The sequence below is a fragment of the Acidisoma sp. genome (assembly GCF_035492295.1).
Lineage (GTDB): Bacteria > Pseudomonadota > Alphaproteobacteria > Acetobacterales > Acetobacteraceae > Acidisoma.
In genome coordinates this window covers 1-20,790 of record NZ_DATJJK010000186.1, presented here as the reverse complement: position 1 = coordinate 20,790, position 20,790 = coordinate 1, and the positions used below count along the sequence as shown (strand labels likewise).

Genomic DNA, 20,790 nt, shown 5'->3' with positions numbered 1-20,790 from the left:
GGTCCCAAAGCCCCGCCCTTTCCTCAGTCGCGGCCCAGCAGCGCGAGAGCGTGGCGCGCGATCATCAGTTCCTCATTGGTGGGGATGATCCGCACCTCCACCGCACTGTCGGGCAGGCTGATCACCCCGGCATGGGCCTTGTTCGCCGCCGCATCCAGGCGCAGCCCGAGCCAGGATAGACGGGCGCAGATTTCGGCCCGCATGTCGGCGCTATGCTCGCCGATGCCGGCGGTGAAGACGAGGCCATCCAACCCGCCCAGCGCGCTGACCAGCGCTCCCGCTTCCCAGCCCACGCGATAGACGAAGAGATCCAGCGCCTCGCGCGCCGCCGGTTCCTCGCTCGCCTGCAATGCACGCACATCGCCGCTGATGCCGGAAACGCCGAGCAAGCCCGACTTACGGTAGAGCATGTCCTCGATCTGATCGAAGCTCATGCCCTGGCGGCCGAGATAGAGCAACACGCCAGGGTCGATGATGCCCGAGCGGGTCGCCATCATGAGGCCGTCGAGGGCGCTGAAGCCCATGGTATTGGCGAGGCTGCGGCCCTCCGATAGGGCGCAGAGGCTGGCACCCGCCCCGAGATGCGCGATGATGACCCGCCCGCCGGCGAGGCCGGGCGCCAGGTCGCGCAGCCGGCCCGCGATATATTCGTAGGAAAGTCCGTGAAACCCATAGGCCCGCACGCCTCTATCCGTGATCTCTCGCGGCAGGGCATAGCTGCGGGCAACCTTGGGCACCGTGTGGTGAAAGGCGGTATCGAAGCACGCCACCTGCGGCAGGTTCGGCCGGGCCGCGGCAATCGCCCGGATGGGCGCCAGATTAAGCGGCAGGTGCAACGGGTCGAGCGGTGTCAGCGCATCGATCGCATCGACCGTCTCGGCCGTCAGACGTACCGGGCGGCTATACGCCGCCCCGCCATGGACGATGCGGTGGCCGACCGCGAGCAGCCCCGCCTCGCCCAGATGATCCTCCACGAAGGCGATCAGTTCCTCGAGCACATGGGGATAGGAGGCATTGTCCTCCGGCTTCCAGCGCCGCTCGATGAGTACCGCGCCGCGGTCGTCCACGGCATGGAAATGCGGCACGCTGGAGAGATTTTCGATCTCTCCGCGCACCGTCTCCAGCAGGTCCTGCGCCGTATCGAAGAGCGCGAATTTGATGCTGGACGAGCCGGCATTCAGCGTGAGGATGGAACCCTGAGGGCTCATCGCACTCTCCCTGGGACCAGGTTCATGAAAAACCCGGCGCGGCAGTGATGCGGCGCCGGGTGCCGTTTCTGCGCCGCCTCAGCGGTGCCAGCGCCAGTTGACGATTTCCGGCATGTCGTCGCCATGTTCGCCGACATAGAGCTTGTGCCTCTCGATCGTCGCCCAGTAGCGATCCTGCGCGGTCTGGACCTGATCCCGAAGCCGGGGAATACGCTCGATTGCATCGAGCGCGAGCTGGAAGCGATCGAGGTTGTTGATCACCACCATGTCGAAGGGCGTCGTGGTCGTACCTTCTTCCTTATAGCCCCGCACATGGATGTTGCTGTGGTTATGGCGGCGGTAGGTGAGCTTGTGGATCAGCGCCGGATAGCCGTGGAAGGCGAAGATAACCGGCTTGTTGGTGGTAAAGAGCGCGTCGAACTCACCCTCCTCAAGCCCGTGCGGATGCTCGGAAGTCGGCTGCAGCACCATCAGATCGACAACATTGACGACACGAATCTTGATATCTGGCACATATTCGCGGAGCAGGGTGACGGCAGCCATGGTCTCGACCGTCGGCACATCGCCCGCGCAGGCCATGACGACATCGGGCTCTCCCTCGTCACTCGCCCACTCCCAGATGCCGGCGCCCGCCGTGCAATGATTGATCGCAGCATCCATGCTCAGCCACTGCCATTCGGGCTGCTTCCCGGCGACGATCAGGTTGATGTAGTTGCGGCTGTGCAGACAGTGATGGGCGACGGAGAGCAGCGTATTGGCATCCGGCGGCAGGTAGATGCGCGCGATGTCCGCCTTCTTGTTCGCAACCAGATCCATGAAGCCCGGATCCTGATGCGAGAAGCCATTGTGGTCCTGCCGCCAGACATGGGAGGTGAGCAGATAGTTCAACGAGGCTATGGGCTTGCGCCAGGGAATGTCCCGCGTAACCTTCAGCCACTTCGCATGCTGGTTCATCATCGAATCGATGATGTGGATGAAGGCTTCGTAGCAGCTGAAGAAACCGTGGCGGCCGGTGAGCAGATAGCCTTCCAGCCAACCCTGGCACAGATGCTCGCTCAACACCTCCATCACGCGCCCGTCGGCGGCCAGATCGGTGTCGTTCTCCTGCGTCGCGGCCATCCATTCCTTGCGGGAGACCTCGTAGACAGCGTCGAGCCGGTTGGATGCGGTCTCGTCTGGCCCGAAGAGGCGGAAGTTTTGCCGTTCCAGGTTGAGCTTCATAACGTCGCGGATGTACTGGCCGAGGACGCGGGTCGCCTCTCCCCGCACCGCGCCGGGGCTCGGCACGTCGAGCGCGTAATCCGCGAAATGCGGCAGGGAGAGCGGCTTCATGATCTCGCCGCCGTTGGCATGCGGATTGTAGCCCATGCGGCGGTGGCCGGTCGGCGCGATCTCGGCAAACTCCTCCAGGAACTTGCCATTACGGTCAAAGAGTTCCTGCGGCCGGTAGCTGCGCATCCAATCCTCAAGGATCTTGAGATGCTCAGGGTTCTTGAAACTGCTGATCGGCACCTGATGCGCGCGCCAGGTACCTTCCACGGGCTTGCCGTCCACAACTTTCGGCCCTGTCCAGCCCTTCGGCGTGCGCATGACGATCATCGGCCAGCGCGGACGTTCAGGCGTCGCGGGCGCATCCGCCGCACGCGCCGCGACCTGGATTTCCTTGATCCGTGCAACGATGGTGTCCAGCGTCCCCGCCAGTTGCTGATGCACGAGTTCGGGCTCATGCCCCTCGACGAAATGCGGCTCATAGCCATAGCCACGCAGGAGATCGGTCAACTCCTCCTGGCTGATCCGGGCGAGAACCGTCGGGTTCGCGATCTTGAAGCCGTTCAGATGCAGGATCGGCAGTACCGCGCCGTCCCGGCGGGGGTTGAGGAATTTGTTCGAATGCCAGCTGGTGGCGAGCGCGCCGGTCTCAGCCTCGCCATCGCCCACGATACAGGCAACGATGAGATTGGGATTGTCGAAAGCCGCGCCATAGGCATGCGCAAGCGAATAGCCAAGCTCGCCGCCTTCGTGAATGGAGCCCGGCGTCTCGGGTGCCACATGGCTCGGGATGCCGTAAGGCCAGGAGAACTGGCGGAAAAGCCGGTGCAACCCGCTGCGGCTGCGCTCTATCGCCGGAAAGCGCTCGGTATAGGAACCTTCGAGATAGGTATGCGCCACCAGCCCCGGTCCACCATGCCCAGGACCAATGATATAGATCATATCAAGATCATTGTCTTTGATCAGGCGATTGAGATGGACATAGAGCATGTTGATGCCTGGCGTCGTGCCCCAATGGCCGAGCAGGCGCGGTTTCACATGTTCCAACGTCAACGGTTGCTCAAGCAACGCGTTGTCGCGAAGATAGATCTGCCCCACGGACAGATAGTTCGCGGCACGCCAATAGGCGTCCATTTTCTTGAGAAGTTCGGGGGAGAGCGGCTGGGACTTTATCGTGACGGACGGAGTGGCGGACGATTCGTTCATCTGGATCTCCTGTGCACCGAAGTGAAACGCAAAGGCAGGCCTCCCGCCAAAGCGCGGCGAGTGGCCCTTCTCGCACCGGAGACGGATCTGCACCCAACCGGCGCTTCCTTCTGAGGTCTAGTCAGTGCATGGAGCGTTGATGCAGATCAAGTGCGGTCGTTATGTCACGAATACGTGACCAGCCAGGTGTAAGGTCTTGCAGACCCGCCAGTTCAGGATTGCGTGAAGCGTTCGCGCAGCCGGGCATGCATCTCGGGAGGAAGTGTTGTTTCAATGACATTATAAAAATGTCGTATTTGGCGCCGCGTTTCGTAGAGCTGGTCAAGCAGCGAGAGCACCACCGGCATGGCCGCTTCGTCCAGACCCATATCATCCCGCAATTGGACGATCAGACGGAGACGGGCGACGTCAATGTCATGAAAACGGTATTCGCCCGGTATCCCATCCGGCCGTACCCAGGCATTGTCGATCCATCGTTGCAGATCGTCGGGATCGAGACCGGAAATTGTCACAGACTGGCTTTTGATCGTGATCATCGCACACCTCGAACCGCACGCGCGCGACCGGGACGGTGGCTCGGGCCGCAGCCCTTCAGGCTTGTCCTGGCATCAGAGCATGCGCCCGTTGGGCCACCGCCGGGCGCAATCAATTCGAGATTTATGCTAGACCAAAGATCGGCGCCGCACCAGCCCATGCCGGGGCGATAGCCGCTCTCAGCTTTTGGAAGGGGCAGGATCGCCGATCAGACCCTAACGATAGGAAACCTCTTGGGGTGCCGGCCGGAAGATGCCGCGCATGCCCGAGAGAGTGGACCAGAGAGGATTGACGTTCGAGATATAGGTGCGAACGGCAGCCTTGAGGCCAAACTTCGAGAGAAAGACGCCGCTTTGCGGCGTGATGAAGCCATCGAGATCGAAGCGGCAGCCGATCGCGCTCGCGAATTCCAGGGCCTGCCACACGAGCAGGCTGTTCGCCGCATTGCCGGACAGTGTTCTGTCACGTGCACTCATCCAGTAGTAAAGCTCTTGCCGATCCCAGATGAGGATCACACTTGCGACATCACGCCGCTGGTCGTCGACCGCGGTCAGGATGGTTGCCTGGTCCCGTAACAAGCAGGCATCGAAGGCGCGCCGAAGGCCGTCGTAGTCGGTCTTGTCGGCGCCGCCGCTCTTGCTGCTGCCGCGGGACAGCCGAACATACCGATCGAGATCGTGATGACGTTCGACCGAAAGCCGCTTCCGCGAGGTCGAGATTATGTTGCGGGTCTTTTGATCCATTCCCTTCCAGACCTCGTCCAGCGGCTCGCCTTCGTGCCGAAACGTGAAGGTCGCGGTATTGCGATAGCCGAGCAGACCGAAGGGCAGCGCAAGCTCGCTGTCTGGCGGCAGACAGATCTCCAGCCGGTCATGACGGGGCATGCCCGCGATCAATTCCTTCAGAAGCGCCGTGGAACTCTGCAAACGGCTGACCGGCTTGCGCGCCCCAGGCATGACCATCGGCTCGAGCGTTCGTGTCAGGTTCGGCATCGCCACATAGCGGAAGCCCATTTTTTTGTAGAATTGAAAGGAGAAGGAAGCGAAGAGCGCACCATCCCGCCGCAGTTCGTGTCGCTCCCACGCCCCCGGGCAGACAGCGTCGAACCACCAGTCCTCGGTAAAGATCGTGCGGGAGCGGTCCGTCGAAATCTGCGTCAGTTGATCCATTCTTCGTTGGTCCTCCCTGCGCCCGTCAGACCGACCTAGATAAGCGCGGGAGATGAGCTCATCTATCTACCTGTTCGAGGAGCCGATTTCATGCCTTTGGCTTACCCGGCATGGCGGCTTACGGCCTTTCAGCCCAGGATCTACCTATTTGGAGGATCAGCCGGCCCCGCAAAAGGAGTAGGCAAGGACGTGTCGGGCACCCCTAGCCCATGCCCTTACGGGGGTCCTCTCCCTGGCGGCCGGGCCAGTCCCGCAGAAAACTTTCGAGCGCCTCATCGACATTGCCCAGAACGAGCTTGAGCGTGACGAATTCATCACCCGCCGGCTGGCCCCCATGCGCCGCGACGCCGCGGCCACGCAGCCGCAGCCTTGCGCCCGCATCGGAACGCTTCGGCACTGTCATCGTCACCGGACCGGAGGGCGTGGGCACCGCGATCTTGGCGCCGAGCACGGCCTCGGAAATGCTGACAGGCACCTCGACATGAATGTCACGTCCCTCCCGCCGGAACAGCGGATGGGGCGTGATCTGGATCTCGATCAGCGCATCGCCTGCCGGGCCGCCGTTGCGGCCGGGGCTACCCTGCCCCTTCAACCGCATCACCTGACCCTGCTCGATGCCCGGTGGAATGCGGACATCGAGCCCCTTGCCGTCCGGCAGCGCCAGGCGCTTGGTGGCGCCCGTCACCGCGTCCAGAAAGTCGATGGTCAACGTGTACGAGTGATCTCGCCCGCGCCGCGGCGCATTGGACCGTGCCTGGCCGCCCTGGCCGAAAAGGTCGGCGAAAATGTCACTCAGATCCTCCTCACCCATCTCCGGCCCAGCCTGCTGGCGATAGCGCCGGCCCTGCGCGCCCTCGGCATAGCCTCTGTACGAGGGGTGTTCCGGCGGCGCCTCCGCTCCGGTCTCGTCGATCTCGCCGCGATCATAGCGCGCGCGCTTCTCAGCATCGCTCAAAATATCATAGGCCGAGGCGACCGCCTTGAACCGATCCTCGGCCACCTTGCTGCCGGGATTCAGGTCAGGATGATGTTGTTTCGCCAAGGCACGATAGGCCTTGCGTATGTCGTCCGCGCTCGCGTCGCGCGCCACCCCGAGGGTAGCGTAGAGATCCGTCTTCGCCATCAGCGCTCCAGGCTCAAGCAACCGTGACCCTATGTAGGTCAGATAGCGGCCCGGTTGAAGAAGCAAAGCTCTCCTGCCCTGCCCCCGCGAGGCGCAGGACAGGGCTGCAGAGCCGAAGCGGCGCTGGACGATGGGAGACGATCAGCGCGCCCTGCCCCGTGCGCGCGAGGCGGGCGGCAAGGCGACCGATGACGAGCGCCTCGACCGCCGGATCAAGTGCCGCGGTCGGCTCATCCAACAGCAGCCAGGGAGCCGGGCGAAGATAGGCGCGGGCAAGGCCGAGGCGGCGACGCTCGCCACCCGACAGCCGGGCGCCATTCTCGCCAAGCCAGGTATCCAGCCCCTGCGGCATGGCGCTCACCCTGGTCGCCAGTGCCGCATCCTCGAGCGCAGACCACAGCGAATCCTCATCGGTCTCGCCGTCAGGGCAGGCGAGAAGCAGGTTGGCCCGCACGGTGCCGGCGAGCAACGCGGCATCCTGCGGCGCATAGGCGAAGGCGGCGCGGAGCGACGCCGGGTCGATGGCCTCAAGCGGAACGCCGTCCAGCGCCATGCCGCTGCCCAAGGCCGACCGCAGCCCCATGAGCCGCTCGAGGAGGCTCGTCTTGCCGATGCCGGAGGGACCGGTGAGGCCGAGGACGGTGCCAGGCGCGAGCGGTGCTCCGCCCAAGCCGAGGTCGATCGCGGGATCGGCGCCGATCGGATCTGATGCCGCCGTCACGGGCGGCGGCGCGAGCAGCGTGTCCAACCGTTCGGCCGCTTCATGCCAGCCGCCCTGCGCTTCCAGCCCGCGCAGAACGGCGCCGGCACCGTCGATCACCATAGCGGCCCCAAGCGCCGCCATAGCGGCAAGCGGCAGGTGATGGGCGGGGGCGAGGGCCAAGGCCAGCATGGCGGCCAGGCCCATCGCCGTGCCTTGGAGCAACGCGAACCAGCCGCCCCAGGCAGTGACCCGAGCCTGGGCGGTGAGGAGCCGCTCCCCCGTCCGGGCGATGTCCTGCGCCGCCCAGTCTTCCAGCCCATAGGCGCGAAGTTCGGCGGAAGCCGCGACAAGGCCGGCATAGCGCTCCTTGAGCAGGCCAGTCGCGATCTGGACCTCCCGCCCGGCGGCCTCGGACGTGCGCGCCAGGATCCATCCCAGGCCGAGGGTGGCACCCAGGGTCACCGCCGTGGCAAAGGCGGGGGCCAAGCCGGCCGGCAGGATCATCGCCATGCCGGCCAGGAAGGCCGCAGTCGTGCCCCAGGGAACGGGGATGCGCACGAAGCGCGCTTCCAGCGCGTCCACGTCCTGCACCATGCGGCTCGAGGCGTCACCCATCGTCAGGCGCAGCGCGCGTTCGGCCGGACCGGCCAGAATGGCGGCAAACAGCGCCGGACGGATGCGCGAAAGGGCCCGCAGCGCGGCCTCGTGCCCGACCACGCGCTCGGCATAGCGGCCGGCCGTGCGCAGGATCGCGAACATCCGGATGAGAGCGGCCGGCGTGAAATAATTGAAGCCGTTGGCGACCAGAGGCCCGGCAAGCCCGGCGAGGGCGGCTGCCGTCAGAAACCAACCGGAAATGCCGAGCAGCAACACGGAGGCTGCGGTCACGCAGGCAGCCGAAACACAGGCGACCAGCAGCCGGCTGCGCTCGTGCCGGCGTTCGGCGGCGAGAAAGCGGGAGAGATGCGGGGTCATGCTGCCTCCAGCCGGATGGTGCGGTCGGCAATGGCGGCAAGGCGGGGCGAATGCGTCGCGATCAGGGTCGTGCGCCCGCGCGCCGCCCGCGCGATCGCCGCCGCCAGCCGCATCTCCGCCTCCGCGTCGAGATGCGCGGTCGGTTCGTCCAGCAGCAATAGCGGCTCCGGCTTAAGGAACAGCCGCGCGAGGCCGATGCGCTGCCGCTCGCCGCCGGAGAGGCCGCCGCCGCGTTCGTCGAGCGGGGTCCGGAGGCCGGCCGGCCGGGCGGCGAGGAGGGGCAGCAGGCCGGCCGCCTCGGCCGCCGCCAAAATCTCCTCCTCTGAGGCATCGCGGCGGACCAGGGCTATATTCTCGGCGATGGTACCGGCGGTAACGAGCGGTGCCTGGCCCATCCAGCCGACCGCTCCGGCAAGCCCCCCGCCCTCCGCAAGGGTCAGCCCGTCGACCGTGATGCGGCCGGCGCTCGGCTGCACCATGCCCAGGAGAAGGTTGAGGATGCTCGTCTTGCCGCCCCCGCTCGGTGCCAGGAGAGCCACGATCTCGCCCGGGGCAACGGTGAGCGAAAAGGCAGAGAGGGCCGCGCGATCCTCCCCCGGGTAGCGCAGCGTGACCGCCTCGAAGTCAATCCGCGGGGCGGCCGCCAGACGGCGGGCGGGCCGGGCACCGGCCGCATCCAGCCGCTCCTCGATCTCCATCAGCCCGTCGGCCGCCGTCTCGGCCGCCTGGCGGTCGTGATAGGCGGCGGCAAGCCGGCGCATCGGGCCATAGAATTCGGGAGCGAGGGCCAGGATGAAGAAGGCACGGGCGAGGTCGAGATGGCCCAGGCCGAAGGGTGTGACGAGGCCCGGCATCACGCCGAGCAGGTTGAAACCGGCATAGACGGCGACCAGGGCGACGGCGAGGGCGGCGAAGAATTCCAACCCGGCGGAGCTGATGAAAGCGATGCGCAGCACGGCCATGGTGCGGCGCCGGAGTTCATCCGCCGAGCGCGCCAGCTGCGCAGTCTCCCGCCCTTCCGCCTGAAAGGCGAGGATCAGCGGCAACCCGCGGATGCGGTCCGCAAAAAGCGCGCCGAGACGCATCATCGCCTGGAACTGGGCGGCCGCCTGATCGGCCGCGGCGCCGCCCGCCAGGATCATGAGGAAAATGAAGGGCAGCAAGGTGGCGCCCAGGATGGCCGCGCCGATCGGGCTTGCCGCGGCGGTCGCGACCAGCACGACCATGGTGCCGGCGACCGCGGCGCGCGCCGGCAGGAAGCGCGCGACATAGCCGTCCAGCGTCTCGACCCGATCAACCGCCGCAGTCATCAGGGCGCCGGTCTGCGGCCGTTCGCCTTGGGGGAGAGCGAAGCTGATGCGGGTGATGCGGTCGCGCAGGCGGGACTTGGCAGCCCGCGCGGCGGCAGCACCGATGCGGAGGGAGAGAAGACCCGAGACGCCGCGCATGAGCCCGCTGGCCGCGCCGAGCGCGAGCCAGGGCGCAGCCGCCGCCAGGCCATGCGGCAAAGCCGTCAGCCCATAGGCGAGGCCGGCGGCGAAGCCGATTGCCGCCGCGCTGTCGAGCGTGAGCAGCAGACCGGCTGTCCGTCCCTGCCGTCCCCCTGCCTTACCGAGCTTCGCGAGCCAGACCTGGCGGCGTCGCTTTATCATTGCACTTTCAGAAGAATCCTGCGCCATGCTAGAAGACTGGTCGCTCCCGTTAATATTGCATTGACCCAGATCAAGGTGGACTGGCCGGAAGCCGCTTAACCGGAAGTAACAGTCGGCGTTCCTCGTCAACCCGCCGCAAGACTGCGCACAGAATCCGGAGCTTGAGATGGACCCCAGCGTCGTAGACTTATCGCGACTACAGTTCGCCCTGACAGCCCTTTATCATTTCCAGTTCGTGCCGCTGACGCTCGGCCTGACCTTCCTGCTTGCCGCAATGGAAACGGTCTACGTCATCACCGGCAAGCAAATCTACAAGGACATGACCCAGTTCTGGGGCAAGCTCTTCGGCATCAATTTCGCCATCGGCGTGGCGACCGGCCTGACCATGGAATTCGAATTCGGGACCAACTGGTCGATGTATTCGCATTTCGTGGGCGACGTCTTCGGTGCCCCGCTGGCGGTCGAGGGGCTGATGGCCTTCTTCATGGAATCGACCTTCGTCGGCCTCATGTTCTTCGGCTGGAACCGGCTGAGCCGCGGCGGCCATCTGGCCGTCACCTATCTCGTGGCGCTCGGCTCCAACCTTTCCGCGCTCTGGATTCTGATTGCCAACGGTTTCATGCAGGATCCGGTGGGCGCGAGCTTCAACCCCGCCACCATGCGGATGGAGTTCAACAACATCGGGGCGCTGGTCTTCAGCGAGGATGCCCAGGCGAAATTCGTGCATACGACGATCGCCGGTTTCGTGACGGGCGCGATGTTCGTGATGGGCATCAGCGCCTATTACATGCTGCGGAAACGCCACCGCGAATTCGCCGCCCGCTCCTTCCGCATGGCCGCACTCTTCGGCATCATCTCCTCCCTCGCCGTGGTGACGCTGGGTGACGCACTCGGCCGCCTCGACTATCTGGTGCAGCCGACCAAGCTCGCCGCCATGGAAGGCATCTGGCACACGACCAAGCCGCCGGCCGCAGCCTGGACCGCCTTCGCCATCCCCGACGACACGGCACAGAAGAACTATGCGGAGATCAACCTGCCCTATGTGCTGGGGCCGCTGGTGGCGCACTCCTTCGACACCGCCATTCCGGGCATCATCGATCTGGAACAGAAAGCCAAGGGAAACACCGTCAACGGCATCAAGGCCGTGGTGGCGCTGCACCAATATTCCGCGACCAAGGACCCTGCTGCCCTCGCGACCTTCAAGCGGTATGAGCAGGACATGGGCTACGGCTTCCTCGCCCAGCGCTATGCCCCGGATCAGGACCTGTCCAAGCTGACACCGGAAAACACACCGGCCGTGCTCGACCGCGCGGCGCGCGACACCATTCCGAATGTCTTCGTCGAATTCTGGTCCTTCCGCCTGATGGTGCTCTTCGGCTTCGCCTTCGTCGTGGTCTTTGCCTTCGCGGCCTATTTCAGCCTCAACAACAAAATCGAAAAACACCCCTGGCTGCTGCGGGCCACGATGTGGGCCATTCCGCTGCCGATCATCGCCTGCGAATACGGCTGGATCGTTGCCGAGAACGGCCGCCAGCCCTGGACGGTTTATGGCTGGTTGCCGACCTTCCTCTCCGCCTCCACCCATTCCGTCGGTTACATGATCTTCTCGCTGATCGGCTTCGTCCTGCTCTACAGCGCCTTCATCGCAGCCGAACTCTACCTGCTGTTCAAGTTCGCCCGTCTCGGCCCCGCCGAACATGCGGTGCCCGCGCTCACGGAAGGGTCTGGCGGATCGGGCTTCAGCCGGGCCGGCTACGCAGACAAGTCCTGGCAGTAAGCAGCACAGCAGGCGTTAGGAAAACAAGACATGGAACTCTACGCGATCCTGAAACTGGTCTGGGCAGGACTGCTCGGCGTGCTGCTCATGGGCCTCGGCGTCATGATGGGCATGGACATGGGTGTCGGCACGCTTCTCCGCTTCGTCGGCAAGAATGATGCCGAACGGCGCACCGCGCTCAACATCATCGGTCCGCACTGGGATGGCAATCAGGTGTGGTTCATTCTGGGGGGCGGTGCGATCTTCGCCGCCTTCCCGACGCTCTACGCCACCTCGTTCTCCATTTTCTACGTCGTCATGATCCTGCTGCTCTTCAGCATGATCATGCGCCCCGTCGCCTTCGAATACCGCTCCAAGGCCAGTGGTTCCTGGCGCACAAGTTGGGACTGGGCCTTTCTCATCTCGGGCGCGTTGCCGATGATCATCTACGGTGCCGCCTTCGGCAACGTGCTGCAGGGCGTCGGCTTCCACTTCGATTGGACCGGCCAGTACCACCAGGATGAAAGCTTCCTCTGGTATCTGCTCAACCCCTTCGCCATCCTCTGCGGCCTGCTCTCCCTGGCGCTGTCGATCCAGCAGGGGGGTGCCATGCTGATGATCCGCGGCGAAGAGCCAATCTACGGCCGCGCCCGCAGCTTCGCCTGGGTCGCCGGCCTCGTCGCGGCGGTGCTCTTCGTCCTCGGCGGCATCTGGATTCAGTTCATCCGGGGCTTCGTCTTTGCCGGCACCGTCAACCCGAACATGGAATCGACGCCGCTTGGCGGGCCTGCGGTCGCCCAGCAGGGGGGCGCCTGGATGCACAACTTCCATATCCTTCCGGTGCTTTGGGTACTGCCCGCACTGGGCGTCCTCTGCATGGTGCTCGCTGCACTCTCGATCCGCGCCGACAGGCCGATCATCGGCTGGTGGTTCGGCGCGCTCGCCTGGGTCGGCACGATTGGCACGGCCGGGGTCGCGATGTTCCCTTTCCTGATGCCCTCCACCACCAATCCAGCGCAGAGTCTGACCGTTTGGAACGCCTCCAGCAGCGCCTATACCTTGGGCTGGATGGTTGTCTTCGCTGTCATCTTCGTTCCCGCTATCCTCTGCTACACCTCGTGGTGCTACCGCGTGATGAAAGGCAAGGTCCGGGTCGAGGACGTCGCCCATGACGAACACTCCTACTGATGCGCTCTCCCACCCTGTTCAGGGACGAATGACATGATCCGCTTTCTTCAAATGGTCGGCCTTGCCGCTGCACTTGCTTTGTCGTTGCTGTTTGCGGTCGTCGCCGGTGACTACGCACCTTGGTACTTCGCCTGGCTGGTGGGCACGGTGATGATCGTGCTGATTGCTGCCGCCGGCGCGGTGCTGTTCGAAACCCAGGAAGCCAGCCGCGCCGACAGCCGCGACACCGGCTTCTGAACGACGGAGATCCGCCATGATGGCCGACAAGCTTGCGGGATTCATCCTTGTGATCCCGCTAATCTATCTTCTCCTCTATGTCACCGCCTGGCGCCTGGTGCGCCGGAAATTCCCCTGAACGACAGGGAATCGCGCAAGCCTCGTCGCCCGATGCTTCGTGCCGAAGCGTCGGGCCGGACTGACGAAAAGAGCGAGATCAGGTGAAGACAAACGAAACACCCGCGATGACGCGGGTGTTTCTGCGACGAAGAGCGGGAACGAGGGCGACTACAACGTGTCGGGTCTGCAATGCTTGGTCAGCGTGCGCCCGTCTTCGCTATGGCCCGCCCTGCGCAACTCCTCGGCCACTTCCGCCTCGTTTGCGGGCACGATGGAGCGAATGATGTCGCACCCAAGTTCCACAGCCAACCGCTCCAACGCGGCAGTGAGCGCCGATCGCACAAGCTGCGGATAGAGAAGATCGAGCGCGATGACATGTTCGACCGTCAGAATTCGGCCGAAGCGCAGATCGCGGTCGATCCGATAGCAGACCGCGCCACAAGGGAGGGCATGTCCGCTGCGGCGCGCAACCAGGATACCCTCTCGAGCACCGAGCTTCGACCGCACAACACGTTTCGCGTAACTCTGCCAGCGCAACCACGTCAGGCCCGCATCCTGCGCCTGCACGAGCGGAAACAGCGGACGAACATCGCCGATTTGCATCGGCTGTACGACCATCCTCTGCTGCGCTCGCTTGTCCATGCGCTTAGCCTAGCGACTGGGAGGAGGCGGGATTTGACTTGGATCAACAAGCCGCGAGATTTCTCGATGGGTCGTAGTCGCGGCCGACAGGCGGAGATGATTTGCCTCAGTCCCGGCATCGCTATAGGCTGACGCCTCACTGCACTTCGCAATCGAGGTGGATTCCATGCATCGTCCCCGATCAATCCGGCTGCTGCCGCAGCACGAGATAGACTCGTGCGCGTCCTGCACGGCGCGGGGTTACAGCGTCTGCAATGCGATCGAGGACAAGGATCTGGGGCGCCTCGCCGCGGTGGCCATATCGCGTGAAGTCGCCAAGGGCGAAACCTTCATCCAGGAAGGCGATACAGCTTCCGACTTCTTCAACGTCACCAGCGGAACGGTCAAACTATACAAGCTCTTGCCAGACGGACGGCAGCAAGTGACCGGCTTTGCCTCTGCCGGACACTTCCTGGGCCTTGCCGTCTCCCAGACCTATGCCTTCAGCGCGGAGGCGATCGAAACGACGCAACTCTGCCGCTTCTCGCGCCCCAAGCTGCGTGAACTCGTCCACGACTTCCCCGCCCTCGAACAGCGGCTGCTCGAAACCGCCTGTAACGAACTTGTGGCGGCTCAGGAACAGATGCTGCTGCTCGGCCGCAAGACGGCGCGCGAGAGGGTCGCAAGCTTCCTCGTGTCCCGCGCCGAAGCGCAGCTTCCCTGCGCGATCCCGAGTGACCGCATTCCCCTGCCGATGACCCGCGGCGAAATCGCGGATTATCTTGGGCTCACGATCGAGACGGTGAGCCGCACCATGAGCCGCTTCAAGGCGGAAAATCGAATCGCCATCCCGTCCAATGCCGAAGTGGTGCTGCTCGACCGTCCCTGGCTCGAAGGCATGGCGACGGGCTTGCTCTAGCTGGTCGAGCCATACCATTCCTTCGGGTCTGCCCGTTAAATTTGCCTTTCCTGGCATCTTTATTGATGTTTTAAACATCACGCCAACATGATCGGAAAGCTTGGGTCGGGAAATCCGAATGATCACTGCAGCGCAGATGCGGGCGGCACGGGCCCTGCTCGGCATGGACCAGCGAGAACTCGCGGAACGGACGGGGCTGTCATTGCCCACCATCCAGCGCATGGAAGCAAGCGACGGGGTGATCCGCGGCAATGTCGATTCGCTCATGAAATTGATCGGTGGACTGGACGAGGCGGGCGTCGAACTGATCGGCGACGGCGCGCCGAGCACCGCCAGCGGGCGCGGTGTGCGCCTTAAGTTTCAATCCTGAAGCGCCAGCGATGACACTGCACTGAACTGCGAAGAGTGGGACATGATTGCCTTCGCGCTCTCCTGCATCCTCCTGCTCTTCGCCTGCGGCGTGGCGGCCATTTTCCTGCCGCGTCGCCACGCCACGGCCCTCACCTATGGCGCCTCCGCCATTCTCTCGGCCGGCCTGCTCACGGTCGGGCTCGCCCAGATCGCGGCCACGGCCGTGGATGTCGCCTTGCCGCTCGGCCCACCTGGCCTCGCCTGCTCCTTCCATCTCGATGCGCTCGCGGCCAGCTTCCTCTGCCTCGTCAACCTGGGCGGTCTCGGCGCCAGCCTTTTTGGCATCGGCTATGGGCGCCATGCAGCCGAGCCGCGGCGCGTTCTGCCCTTCTTCCCCGCCTTTCTGGCGGCGATGAATCTCGTCGTCCTGGCCGCTGATACCTACAGTTTTCTCTTTTCCTGGGAACTGATGTCGCTGACCTCCTGGGCGCTCGTGATGTCCGATCATCGCGCGCGGGAGACGGCGCCGGCCGGCTTTCTCTATCTCCTCATGGCAAGTGGCGGTACCCTCGTGCTGCTGCTCGCCTTCGGCATGCTGTCCACCGCGGCCAGCGGCACAGGCTTCGCCGCGATCGCCGCCCACCCCTTCACCCCGGGCCTCGCCGCCGCGGTGCTCCTCCTCGCCCTGCTCGGCACAGGCTCCAAGGCCGGGCTCTTCCCGCTGCATGCCTGGCTGCCCCTCGCCCATCCCGCAGCGCCAAGCCATGTCTCGGCCCTCATGAGCGGCGTCATGACGAAGGTCGCGATCTACGCCTTCCTGCGTATCGCCTTCACGCTGCTCGGACCGCCCGCCTGGTGGTGGAGTATTCCGGTTCTCGTGCTCGGCGGCATCACCGCCGTGTTGGGCGTGCTCTATGCCCTGATGGAAACGGATCTCAAACGAATCCTCGCCTGCAGCACGATCGAGAATGTCGGCATCATCTTCCTGGCGGTCGGTCTCGCTCTCGCCTTCAAGGCGAATGGCGAACCCGCCGCCGCGGCGCTCGCACTGACCGCCGGGGGCCTCCATGCCTTCAACCATATGCTGTTCAAAAGCACGCTCTTCTTCGGCGCGGGCAGCGTCGCCCATGCCACCGGCACGCGGGATATCGAGCGGTTGGGCGGCCTGATCCAGCGCATGCCGCGCACGGGCCTCGCCTTCCTGGCCGCGAGTCTTGCCATATCCGCCCTGCCGCCCTTCAACGGCTTCGTGTCGGAATGGTTGTTGTTTCAGAGCATTCTCATCAGCCCGCATCTCGAGCGGATGGGCATGAAGCTTCTCGTGCCGGCGGTGGGCGTACTGCTGGCGCTCGCCGCCGCGCTCGCCGCCGCCTGTTTCCTCCGCGCCTTCGCCATCCCCTTTCTCGGACGGCCGCGCAGCGACGCGGCCGCCACCGCCGTGGAGGCTGATCGCTGGTCGACCGGCACCATGCTGGCAGGTGCCGCACTCTGCCTTCTGATCGGCCTGTTGCCGGGCTTCGTCATCGACGGGCTGCGGCCCGTCACAGCCCTTCTGACCGGCGGCCGGATGCCAGTGCAGGCCAGCGATTCCTGGCTCTCCATTGTGCCGATCTCGGCCAGCCGCAGTTCCTATAACGGCCTCGTTATCGCCATCTTCCTCCTCGCCGCCGGCAGCCTCACCGCGTTCCTCGTCCATCGCTTCGCCTCGCGGGGCATTCGCCGCGCCCCGGCCTGGGGCTGCGGCTTTCCCCAAGGCGGCGCCGAGACGCAATATTCCGCCACCGGGCTCGCCCAGCCGCTGCGCCGGGTCTTCGGCGCGCTGATCTTCGCGGCGCGATCCGAGGTCCGGCTGCCGCCGCCCGGCGATACCTCGGCCGCCGTCCTCCAGCGCCACAGTCGCGATCCGGCCTGGGCCTTCCTCTACGCCCCACTGGGCCGGGCCGTGCAGGCCACGGTGGAGACGCTCAACCGGCTGCAATTCCTCACCATCCGCAGCTATGTGAGCCTCGTCTTCGGGACGCTCGTGCTGCTGCTCATCGCGCTGGCGATCCGCGGATGAGCGCCCTCGCTCATCTCCGCCAGGAACTTGGCGAACTGGCACTCCAACTCTGTCAGGTGGCCTTCGTGGTGGCGGTCGCACCCGGTGTCACGGGCCTCATCCGGCGCATGAAGGCGCGGCTGCAGCGGCGCCAAGGTCCCTCCGTCCTGCAACCCTACCGCGATCTGCGCCGGCTGCTCGCCAAGGAGGCGGTGGTCGGCGAGACGACCTCCTGGCTCACCCGGGCCGCGCCCTACGCCGTTTTCGCCGCCACTTGGGTCGCGGCCGCGCTGGTTCCCACCTTCGAGACCCGGCTCATGTTCAGCTGGTCGGGAGACCTCATCGCGATCGTCGCTCTGCTCGGCCTTGCGCGCTTCCTCCAGGCGGCAGCCGCAATCGACAACGGCACCGCCTTCGGTGGCATCGGGGCGAGCCGAGAGGTGATGATCGCCTCGCTCGCCGAACCGGCCATGATCATGGTGGTCTTTACCCTCTCGCTCGTGGCGGGGACGACGCAGCTCTCGACCATGGCCCATGTCATGGCAACCGGCGTCGGACTCCGCCTTTCCATCGCCATGGCCCTGCTCAGCCTTGTCATCGTGGCGCTGGCCGAGAACACCCGCATTCCAATTGACAACCCGGCGACGCATCTTGAACTCACCATGGTGCATGAGGCGATGCTGCTGGATTACTCCGGCCGCCATCTCGCGATGATGGAGCTCGCCGCCTCTCTACGCCTGGTGCTCTATGTCTCGCTCATCGCCTGCATCTTCGCGCCCTTCGGCATCGTGACGCAGGATGGGCCCGCCGCCTTCCTGCTAATCGCCGTGCTCGCCTATCTCGCCAAACTCGCCGCCGCCTGCGTGCTGCTTGCGATCTTCGAGATGGCGACCGCCAAGATGCGCCTGTTTCGTGTGCCCAACCTGCTCGGCATCGCGCTGATGCTGGGTCTTCTCGGCACGCTGCTTCTTTTCATTTCGGGAGAGATGTGATGCAATCCTTCCCGCTCGACCTCGCTCATATGTTCGCAGGCGGATTGGTGCTGGCAAGCTTCGCCATGCTCTACCAGGATCGTCTGCTGCCCCTCATCAACATGCTCTCGCTCCATTCCCTGCTGCTCGGCCTTTCCGTGGGCTGGCAGGCCCATATCCAGGGAGCGCCAGAGCTTTACGTGACGGCGGTGCTGGCGATCGGGCTCAAATGCATCCTCATTCCCCTGGCACTCCAGAGGATGGTTCAGCGCATGGGCATCCATCGCGAGATCGAGGGCACGGTCGGCACCGGTATCGCCATGCTGATCGGCATCGGCCTCGTGGCACTCTCCATGGATCTCATGCTCAAGGTCACCGCGGCGTCGAACGTTCTGGTGCGCGAGGATCTGGCCCTCGCCCTTTCCGTCGTGCTCCTCGGTCTTCTGATGATGGTGACCCGGCGGAACGCGGTCAGCCAGGTCATCGGTTTCATGTCGCTGGAAAACGGACTGGTGCTGGCCGGCACCGGGGCGCATGGCATGCCGCTCATCGTCGAGATCAGCATCGCTTTCTCGATCCTTATCGCCTTCATCGTCATCGGCATCTATCTGTTCCGCATCCGCGAGCGCTTCGACACGGTCGACCTGGAGACGATCGATCATTTCCGGGGCGAGCATCCATGACTCTCTCGCCCATCGGGGGCCTGCTGCTGACGCCGCTGGCCGCGGCCCTGCTGTTCGCCGTGCTGCCGAGGTACCGGTTGGCGGCACGGCTCAACATCGCGGCGAGCGCCCTCGGGTTTCTCTTCGCCCTCGCGCTGATTCCTTGGCGCCCGCAAACCACGACGCTCTTCATCGCCGATGATCTCAACATCATCTTCCTCATCCTGAACGCCTTCGTCGGAATGACGAGCAGCATCTTCAGCGCGGGCTATATCGGGCACGAGGTCGAAACCGGCCGGCTCTCCGGCACGGCGCTGCGCCTCTATCATGCGATGTTCCAGCTTATGCTCTTCGCCATGAGCCTCGCCCTCTCGGCCAACAATATCGGCCTCATCTGGGTCGCGGTGGAGCTCGCAACCCTCTCGACCGTCATGATGGTGGGCATCTATCGCACCCATGCGGCGCTGGAAGCCGCGTGGAAATATTTCATCCTTGGCAGTGTCGGCATCGGGCTCGCCCTCTTCGGCACCATCCTGGTCTATCTGGCGGCGGTCCATGCTGTGGGCGAGGGCATGCGGGCGATGGAATGGAGCAACCTCCGCGCGCATGCAGCCGCTCTCGATCCCTCGCTGCTTAATGTCGCCTTCGTCTTCCTTCTCCTCGGCTACGGCACCAAGACCGGCCTCGTGCCGATGCATGCCTGGCTGCCGGACGCCCATGCCGAGGGGCCGACGCCGGTTTCCGCCGTGCTCTCGGGTCTGCTGCTCAACGTCGCCCTCTATGCGCTGCTGCGCTTCAAGATGATCATGGCCGCCAATGCGACGGCCATGCCGCCCGGCCCGCTGATGATCCTCTTCGGCCTCGCCTCCGTCATCTTCGCGGCGCTGATGCTCTACCGGCGCGGGGATATCAAACGCCTCTTCGCCTATTCCTCCATCGAACAGATGGGGCTCATCACCTTCGCCTTCGGCCTCGGCGGACCGTTCGGCAACCTCGCGGGCATCCTGCAGATGATCCTGCACAGCCTGGTCAAATCGGCGATCTTCTTCTCCGTCGGGCAGATCGTGCAGGCGCGCGGCACCCAGAAAATCGCCGAGATCCGAGGCCTCACCGCAAGCAATCCGCTGCTTGGCTGGATGCTGATCGTGGGTGTGGTGGCCATCGCCGGTCTGCCGCCCTTCGGAATTTTCATGAGCGAGTTCCTGCTGTTGACCTCGAGCTTTGCGCGGGCGCCGGCGCTCGTTGGGGTCGCGGCGTTCGGCCTGCTTCTCGCCCTCGGCGCACTGCTGCTGCGCCTCAACTGGCTCGCCTTTGGCACGCCGAGCGGACCGGGCCTGGCCGTGCGGGCCAGCAACGCGCCCGCGCTCACCCATCTTGCCCTCGCTCTGATCATGGGGCTCTTCCTGCCCGGCGCGGTCGCCGCCTGGTGCCGCGCCGCGGCCGGAATGCTGCAATGAGCCCGCAAGCCTGGATCACCACCGCCGAGGCGCTGGCCGAGGGCCGCCTCACCCTCGTCTCGCTGTGGGGCGAAACAGACCGCGTGCATATGGCCGTGCTGGACGAGGCCAACGCGCTGCATCATCTCAGCCTCGCCTGCCCTGACGGGCGCTACCCTTCGGTCGGGAAAGTCCACGCCCCCGCCATCCGGCTGGAGCGTGCGGCCGCCGACCTCTTCGGCCTGCGGCCGGAAGGCCTGCCCGATACCCGCCCCTGGCTCCGGCGTGACAGCGCTTACGCCTTCCTACCGGTGGAGGGAGAGCATCTGCATGTCGTGCCGGTCGGGCCTGTCCATGCCGGCATCATCGAACCCGGCCACTTCCGCTTTACTTGCGACGGTGAAACCGTCGTTCGCCTCGAGGTCCGCCTCGGCTATGCCCATAAGGGCGTCGAGCACCTTATGGCGGGTGCGACGCTGGAGCAGGGCGCGCGACTTGCTGGCCGCGTCTCGGGCGATTCCACCGTCGCCTATGCCCTCGCTTTCGCCCAGGCGGCAGAGGCGGCGCTTGATGTCGAACCGCCGCCGCGCGCGGTCTTCCTGCGCGCGCTGATGGCGGAGATGGAACGGCTCGCGAATCACCTCGGCGATGTTGGGGCCATCTGCAACGATGC

18 protein-coding genes are annotated in these 20,790 nt (G+C 64.9%); 10 read left to right on the top strand and 8 right to left on the bottom strand.

The window, feature by feature from the left end; genetic code table 11:
* Positions 1 to 23 precede the first annotated feature (23 nt).
* The 7 genes from VL752_RS13925 to cydD form a co-directional block, all read right to left on the bottom strand.
* On the bottom strand, positions 24 to 1,208 hold the full coding sequence (locus VL752_RS13925) for an acetate/propionate family kinase (RefSeq protein ID WP_325356256.1): 1,185 nt from the start codon (positions 1,206 to 1,208) through the stop codon (positions 24 to 26).
* A gap of 78 nt (positions 1,209 to 1,286) precedes the next feature.
* On the bottom strand, positions 1,287 to 3,683 hold the full coding sequence (locus tag VL752_RS13920) for a phosphoketolase family protein (RefSeq protein ID WP_325356254.1): 2,397 nt from the start codon (positions 3,681 to 3,683) through the stop codon (positions 1,287 to 1,289).
* A gap of 212 nt (positions 3,684 to 3,895) precedes the next feature.
* Positions 3,896 to 4,219 (bottom strand): chaperone modulator CbpM, encoded by a 324-nt coding sequence (locus VL752_RS13915; protein ID WP_325356252.1) that lies wholly within the window; start codon positions 4,217 to 4,219, stop codon positions 3,896 to 3,898.
* A 213-nt stretch (positions 4,220 to 4,432) separates the two neighbouring features.
* The gene (locus VL752_RS13910) at positions 4,433 to 5,386 is read right to left on the bottom strand and encodes a GNAT family N-acetyltransferase (protein WP_325356250.1); all 954 of its coding nucleotides are present in this window, start codon (positions 5,384 to 5,386) and stop codon (positions 4,433 to 4,435) included.
* 202 nt (positions 5,387 to 5,588) lie between these two features.
* Positions 5,589 to 6,509 carry a J domain-containing protein gene (locus VL752_RS13905; protein ID WP_325356248.1) on the bottom strand — a complete coding sequence of 307 codons (921 nt, stop codon included), beginning with the start codon at positions 6,507 to 6,509 and terminating at the stop codon, positions 5,589 to 5,591.
* A gap of 13 nt (positions 6,510 to 6,522) precedes the next feature.
* Positions 6,523 to 8,187: an amino acid ABC transporter ATP-binding/permease protein gene (locus tag VL752_RS13900; protein ID WP_325356246.1), complete on the bottom strand. Its 1,665-nt coding sequence runs from the start codon at positions 8,185 to 8,187 to the stop codon at positions 6,523 to 6,525.
* Complete coding sequence (gene cydD / locus VL752_RS13895; RefSeq protein WP_325356244.1) at positions 8,184 to 9,839, bottom strand: thiol reductant ABC exporter subunit CydD; 1,656 nt, start codon at positions 9,837 to 9,839, stop codon at positions 8,184 to 8,186. The genes VL752_RS13900 and cydD overlap by 4 nt, the downstream gene beginning before the upstream one ends.
* Before the next feature lie 166 nt (positions 9,840 to 10,005).
* Here cydD and VL752_RS13890 point away from each other — a divergent pair, with 166 nt between their 5' ends.
* The 3 genes from VL752_RS13890 to VL752_RS13880 are packed head-to-tail and all read left to right on the top strand — an operon-like array spanning position 10,006 to position 13,020.
* The gene (locus VL752_RS13890; protein ID WP_325356242.1) at positions 10,006 to 11,616 is read left to right on the top strand and encodes a cytochrome ubiquinol oxidase subunit I; all 1,611 of its coding nucleotides are present in this window, start codon (positions 10,006 to 10,008) and stop codon (positions 11,614 to 11,616) included.
* Between the two features lie 30 nt (positions 11,617 to 11,646).
* Complete coding sequence (gene cydB, locus VL752_RS13885; protein ID WP_325356240.1) at positions 11,647 to 12,783, top strand: cytochrome d ubiquinol oxidase subunit II; 1,137 nt, start codon at positions 11,647 to 11,649, stop codon at positions 12,781 to 12,783.
* 33 nt (positions 12,784 to 12,816) lie between these two features.
* Positions 12,817 to 13,020 (top strand): hypothetical protein, encoded by a 204-nt coding sequence (locus VL752_RS13880; RefSeq protein ID WP_325356238.1) that lies wholly within the window; start codon positions 12,817 to 12,819, stop codon positions 13,018 to 13,020.
* A gap of 267 nt (positions 13,021 to 13,287) precedes the next feature.
* Here the strand turns inward: VL752_RS13880 and VL752_RS13875 are convergent, their stop codons facing one another.
* The gene (locus tag VL752_RS13875) at positions 13,288 to 13,761 is read right to left on the bottom strand and encodes a hypothetical protein (RefSeq protein ID WP_325356236.1); all 474 of its coding nucleotides are present in this window, start codon (positions 13,759 to 13,761) and stop codon (positions 13,288 to 13,290) included.
* 166 nt (positions 13,762 to 13,927) lie between these two features.
* On the opposite strand from VL752_RS13875, the gene VL752_RS13870 reads away from it, so the two are divergent.
* The 7 genes from VL752_RS13870 to VL752_RS13840 all read left to right on the top strand — a co-directional run.
* The gene (locus VL752_RS13870; RefSeq protein WP_325356234.1) at positions 13,928 to 14,659 is read left to right on the top strand and encodes a Crp/Fnr family transcriptional regulator; all 732 of its coding nucleotides are present in this window, start codon (positions 13,928 to 13,930) and stop codon (positions 14,657 to 14,659) included.
* A gap of 118 nt (positions 14,660 to 14,777) precedes the next feature.
* Positions 14,778 to 15,029, top strand: coding sequence for a helix-turn-helix domain-containing protein (locus VL752_RS13865; RefSeq protein WP_325356231.1), 252 nt, complete (start codon positions 14,778 to 14,780; stop codon positions 15,027 to 15,029).
* Between the two features lie 42 nt (positions 15,030 to 15,071).
* The gene (hyfB, locus tag VL752_RS13860; protein ID WP_325356229.1) at positions 15,072 to 17,069 is read left to right on the top strand and encodes a hydrogenase 4 subunit B; all 1,998 of its coding nucleotides are present in this window, start codon (positions 15,072 to 15,074) and stop codon (positions 17,067 to 17,069) included.
* Positions 17,066 to 18,040 carry a respiratory chain complex I subunit 1 family protein gene (locus tag VL752_RS13855; RefSeq protein ID WP_325356227.1) on the top strand — a complete coding sequence of 325 codons (975 nt, stop codon included), beginning with the start codon at positions 17,066 to 17,068 and terminating at the stop codon, positions 18,038 to 18,040. The genes hyfB and VL752_RS13855 overlap by 4 nt, the downstream gene beginning before the upstream one ends.
* Entirely contained in the window at positions 18,040 to 18,702 is a 663-nt protein-coding gene (locus tag VL752_RS13850) for a hydrogenase-4 component E (RefSeq protein WP_325356225.1), read from the top strand. Before VL752_RS13855 ends, VL752_RS13850 begins: the two co-directional genes overlap by 1 nt.
* Positions 18,699 to 20,138, top strand: coding sequence for a hydrogenase 4 subunit F (locus VL752_RS13845; protein WP_325356223.1), 1,440 nt, complete (start codon positions 18,699 to 18,701; stop codon positions 20,136 to 20,138). The genes VL752_RS13850 and VL752_RS13845 overlap by 4 nt, the downstream gene beginning before the upstream one ends.
* A partial coding sequence (locus VL752_RS13840) for an NADH-quinone oxidoreductase subunit C (protein WP_325356221.1) occupies positions 20,135 to 20,790 on the top strand: 656 nt, incomplete at its 3' end. The genes VL752_RS13845 and VL752_RS13840, both read left to right, overlap by 4 nt.

Excerpts from the sequence above, each read along its gene's own strand:
- cydB (WP_325356240.1), top strand. The coding sequence starts at position 11,647 with ATGGAACTCTACGCGATCCTGAAACTGGTCTGGGCAGGACTGCTCGGC.
- VL752_RS13890 (WP_325356242.1), top strand. The coding sequence starts at position 10,006 with ATGGACCCCAGCGTCGTAGACTTATCGCGACTACAGTTCGCCCTGACA.
- VL752_RS13900 (WP_325356246.1), bottom strand. The coding sequence starts at position 8,187 with ATGACCCCGCATCTCTCCCGCTTTCTCGCCGCCGAACGCCGGCACGAG.
- VL752_RS13920 (WP_325356254.1), bottom strand. The coding sequence starts at position 3,683 with ATGAACGAATCGTCCGCCACTCCGTCCGTCACGATAAAGTCCCAGCCG.
- VL752_RS13925 (WP_325356256.1), bottom strand. The coding sequence starts at position 1,208 with ATGAGCCCTCAGGGTTCCATCCTCACGCTGAATGCCGGCTCGTCCAGC.
- VL752_RS13910 (WP_325356250.1), bottom strand. The coding sequence starts at position 5,386 with ATGGATCAACTGACGCAGATTTCGACGGACCGCTCCCGCACGATCTTT.
- VL752_RS13845 (WP_325356223.1), top strand. The coding sequence starts at position 18,699 with ATGACTCTCTCGCCCATCGGGGGCCTGCTGCTGACGCCGCTGGCCGCG.
- VL752_RS13855 (WP_325356227.1), top strand. The coding sequence starts at position 17,066 with ATGAGCGCCCTCGCTCATCTCCGCCAGGAACTTGGCGAACTGGCACTC.
- hyfB (WP_325356229.1), top strand. The coding sequence starts at position 15,072 with ATGATTGCCTTCGCGCTCTCCTGCATCCTCCTGCTCTTCGCCTGCGGC.
- VL752_RS13905 (WP_325356248.1), bottom strand. The coding sequence starts at position 6,509 with ATGGCGAAGACGGATCTCTACGCTACCCTCGGGGTGGCGCGCGACGCG.
- VL752_RS13915 (WP_325356252.1), bottom strand. The coding sequence starts at position 4,219 with ATGATCACGATCAAAAGCCAGTCTGTGACAATTTCCGGTCTCGATCCC.
- VL752_RS13870 (WP_325356234.1), top strand. The coding sequence starts at position 13,928 with ATGCATCGTCCCCGATCAATCCGGCTGCTGCCGCAGCACGAGATAGAC.
- VL752_RS13880 (WP_325356238.1), top strand. The coding sequence starts at position 12,817 with ATGATCCGCTTTCTTCAAATGGTCGGCCTTGCCGCTGCACTTGCTTTG.
- VL752_RS13850 (WP_325356225.1), top strand. The coding sequence starts at position 18,040 with ATGCAATCCTTCCCGCTCGACCTCGCTCATATGTTCGCAGGCGGATTG.
- cydD (WP_325356244.1), bottom strand. The coding sequence starts at position 9,839 with ATGATAAAGCGACGCCGCCAGGTCTGGCTCGCGAAGCTCGGTAAGGCA.
- VL752_RS13875 (WP_325356236.1), bottom strand. The coding sequence starts at position 13,761 with ATGGACAAGCGAGCGCAGCAGAGGATGGTCGTACAGCCGATGCAAATC.
- VL752_RS13865 (WP_325356231.1), top strand. The coding sequence starts at position 14,778 with ATGATCACTGCAGCGCAGATGCGGGCGGCACGGGCCCTGCTCGGCATG.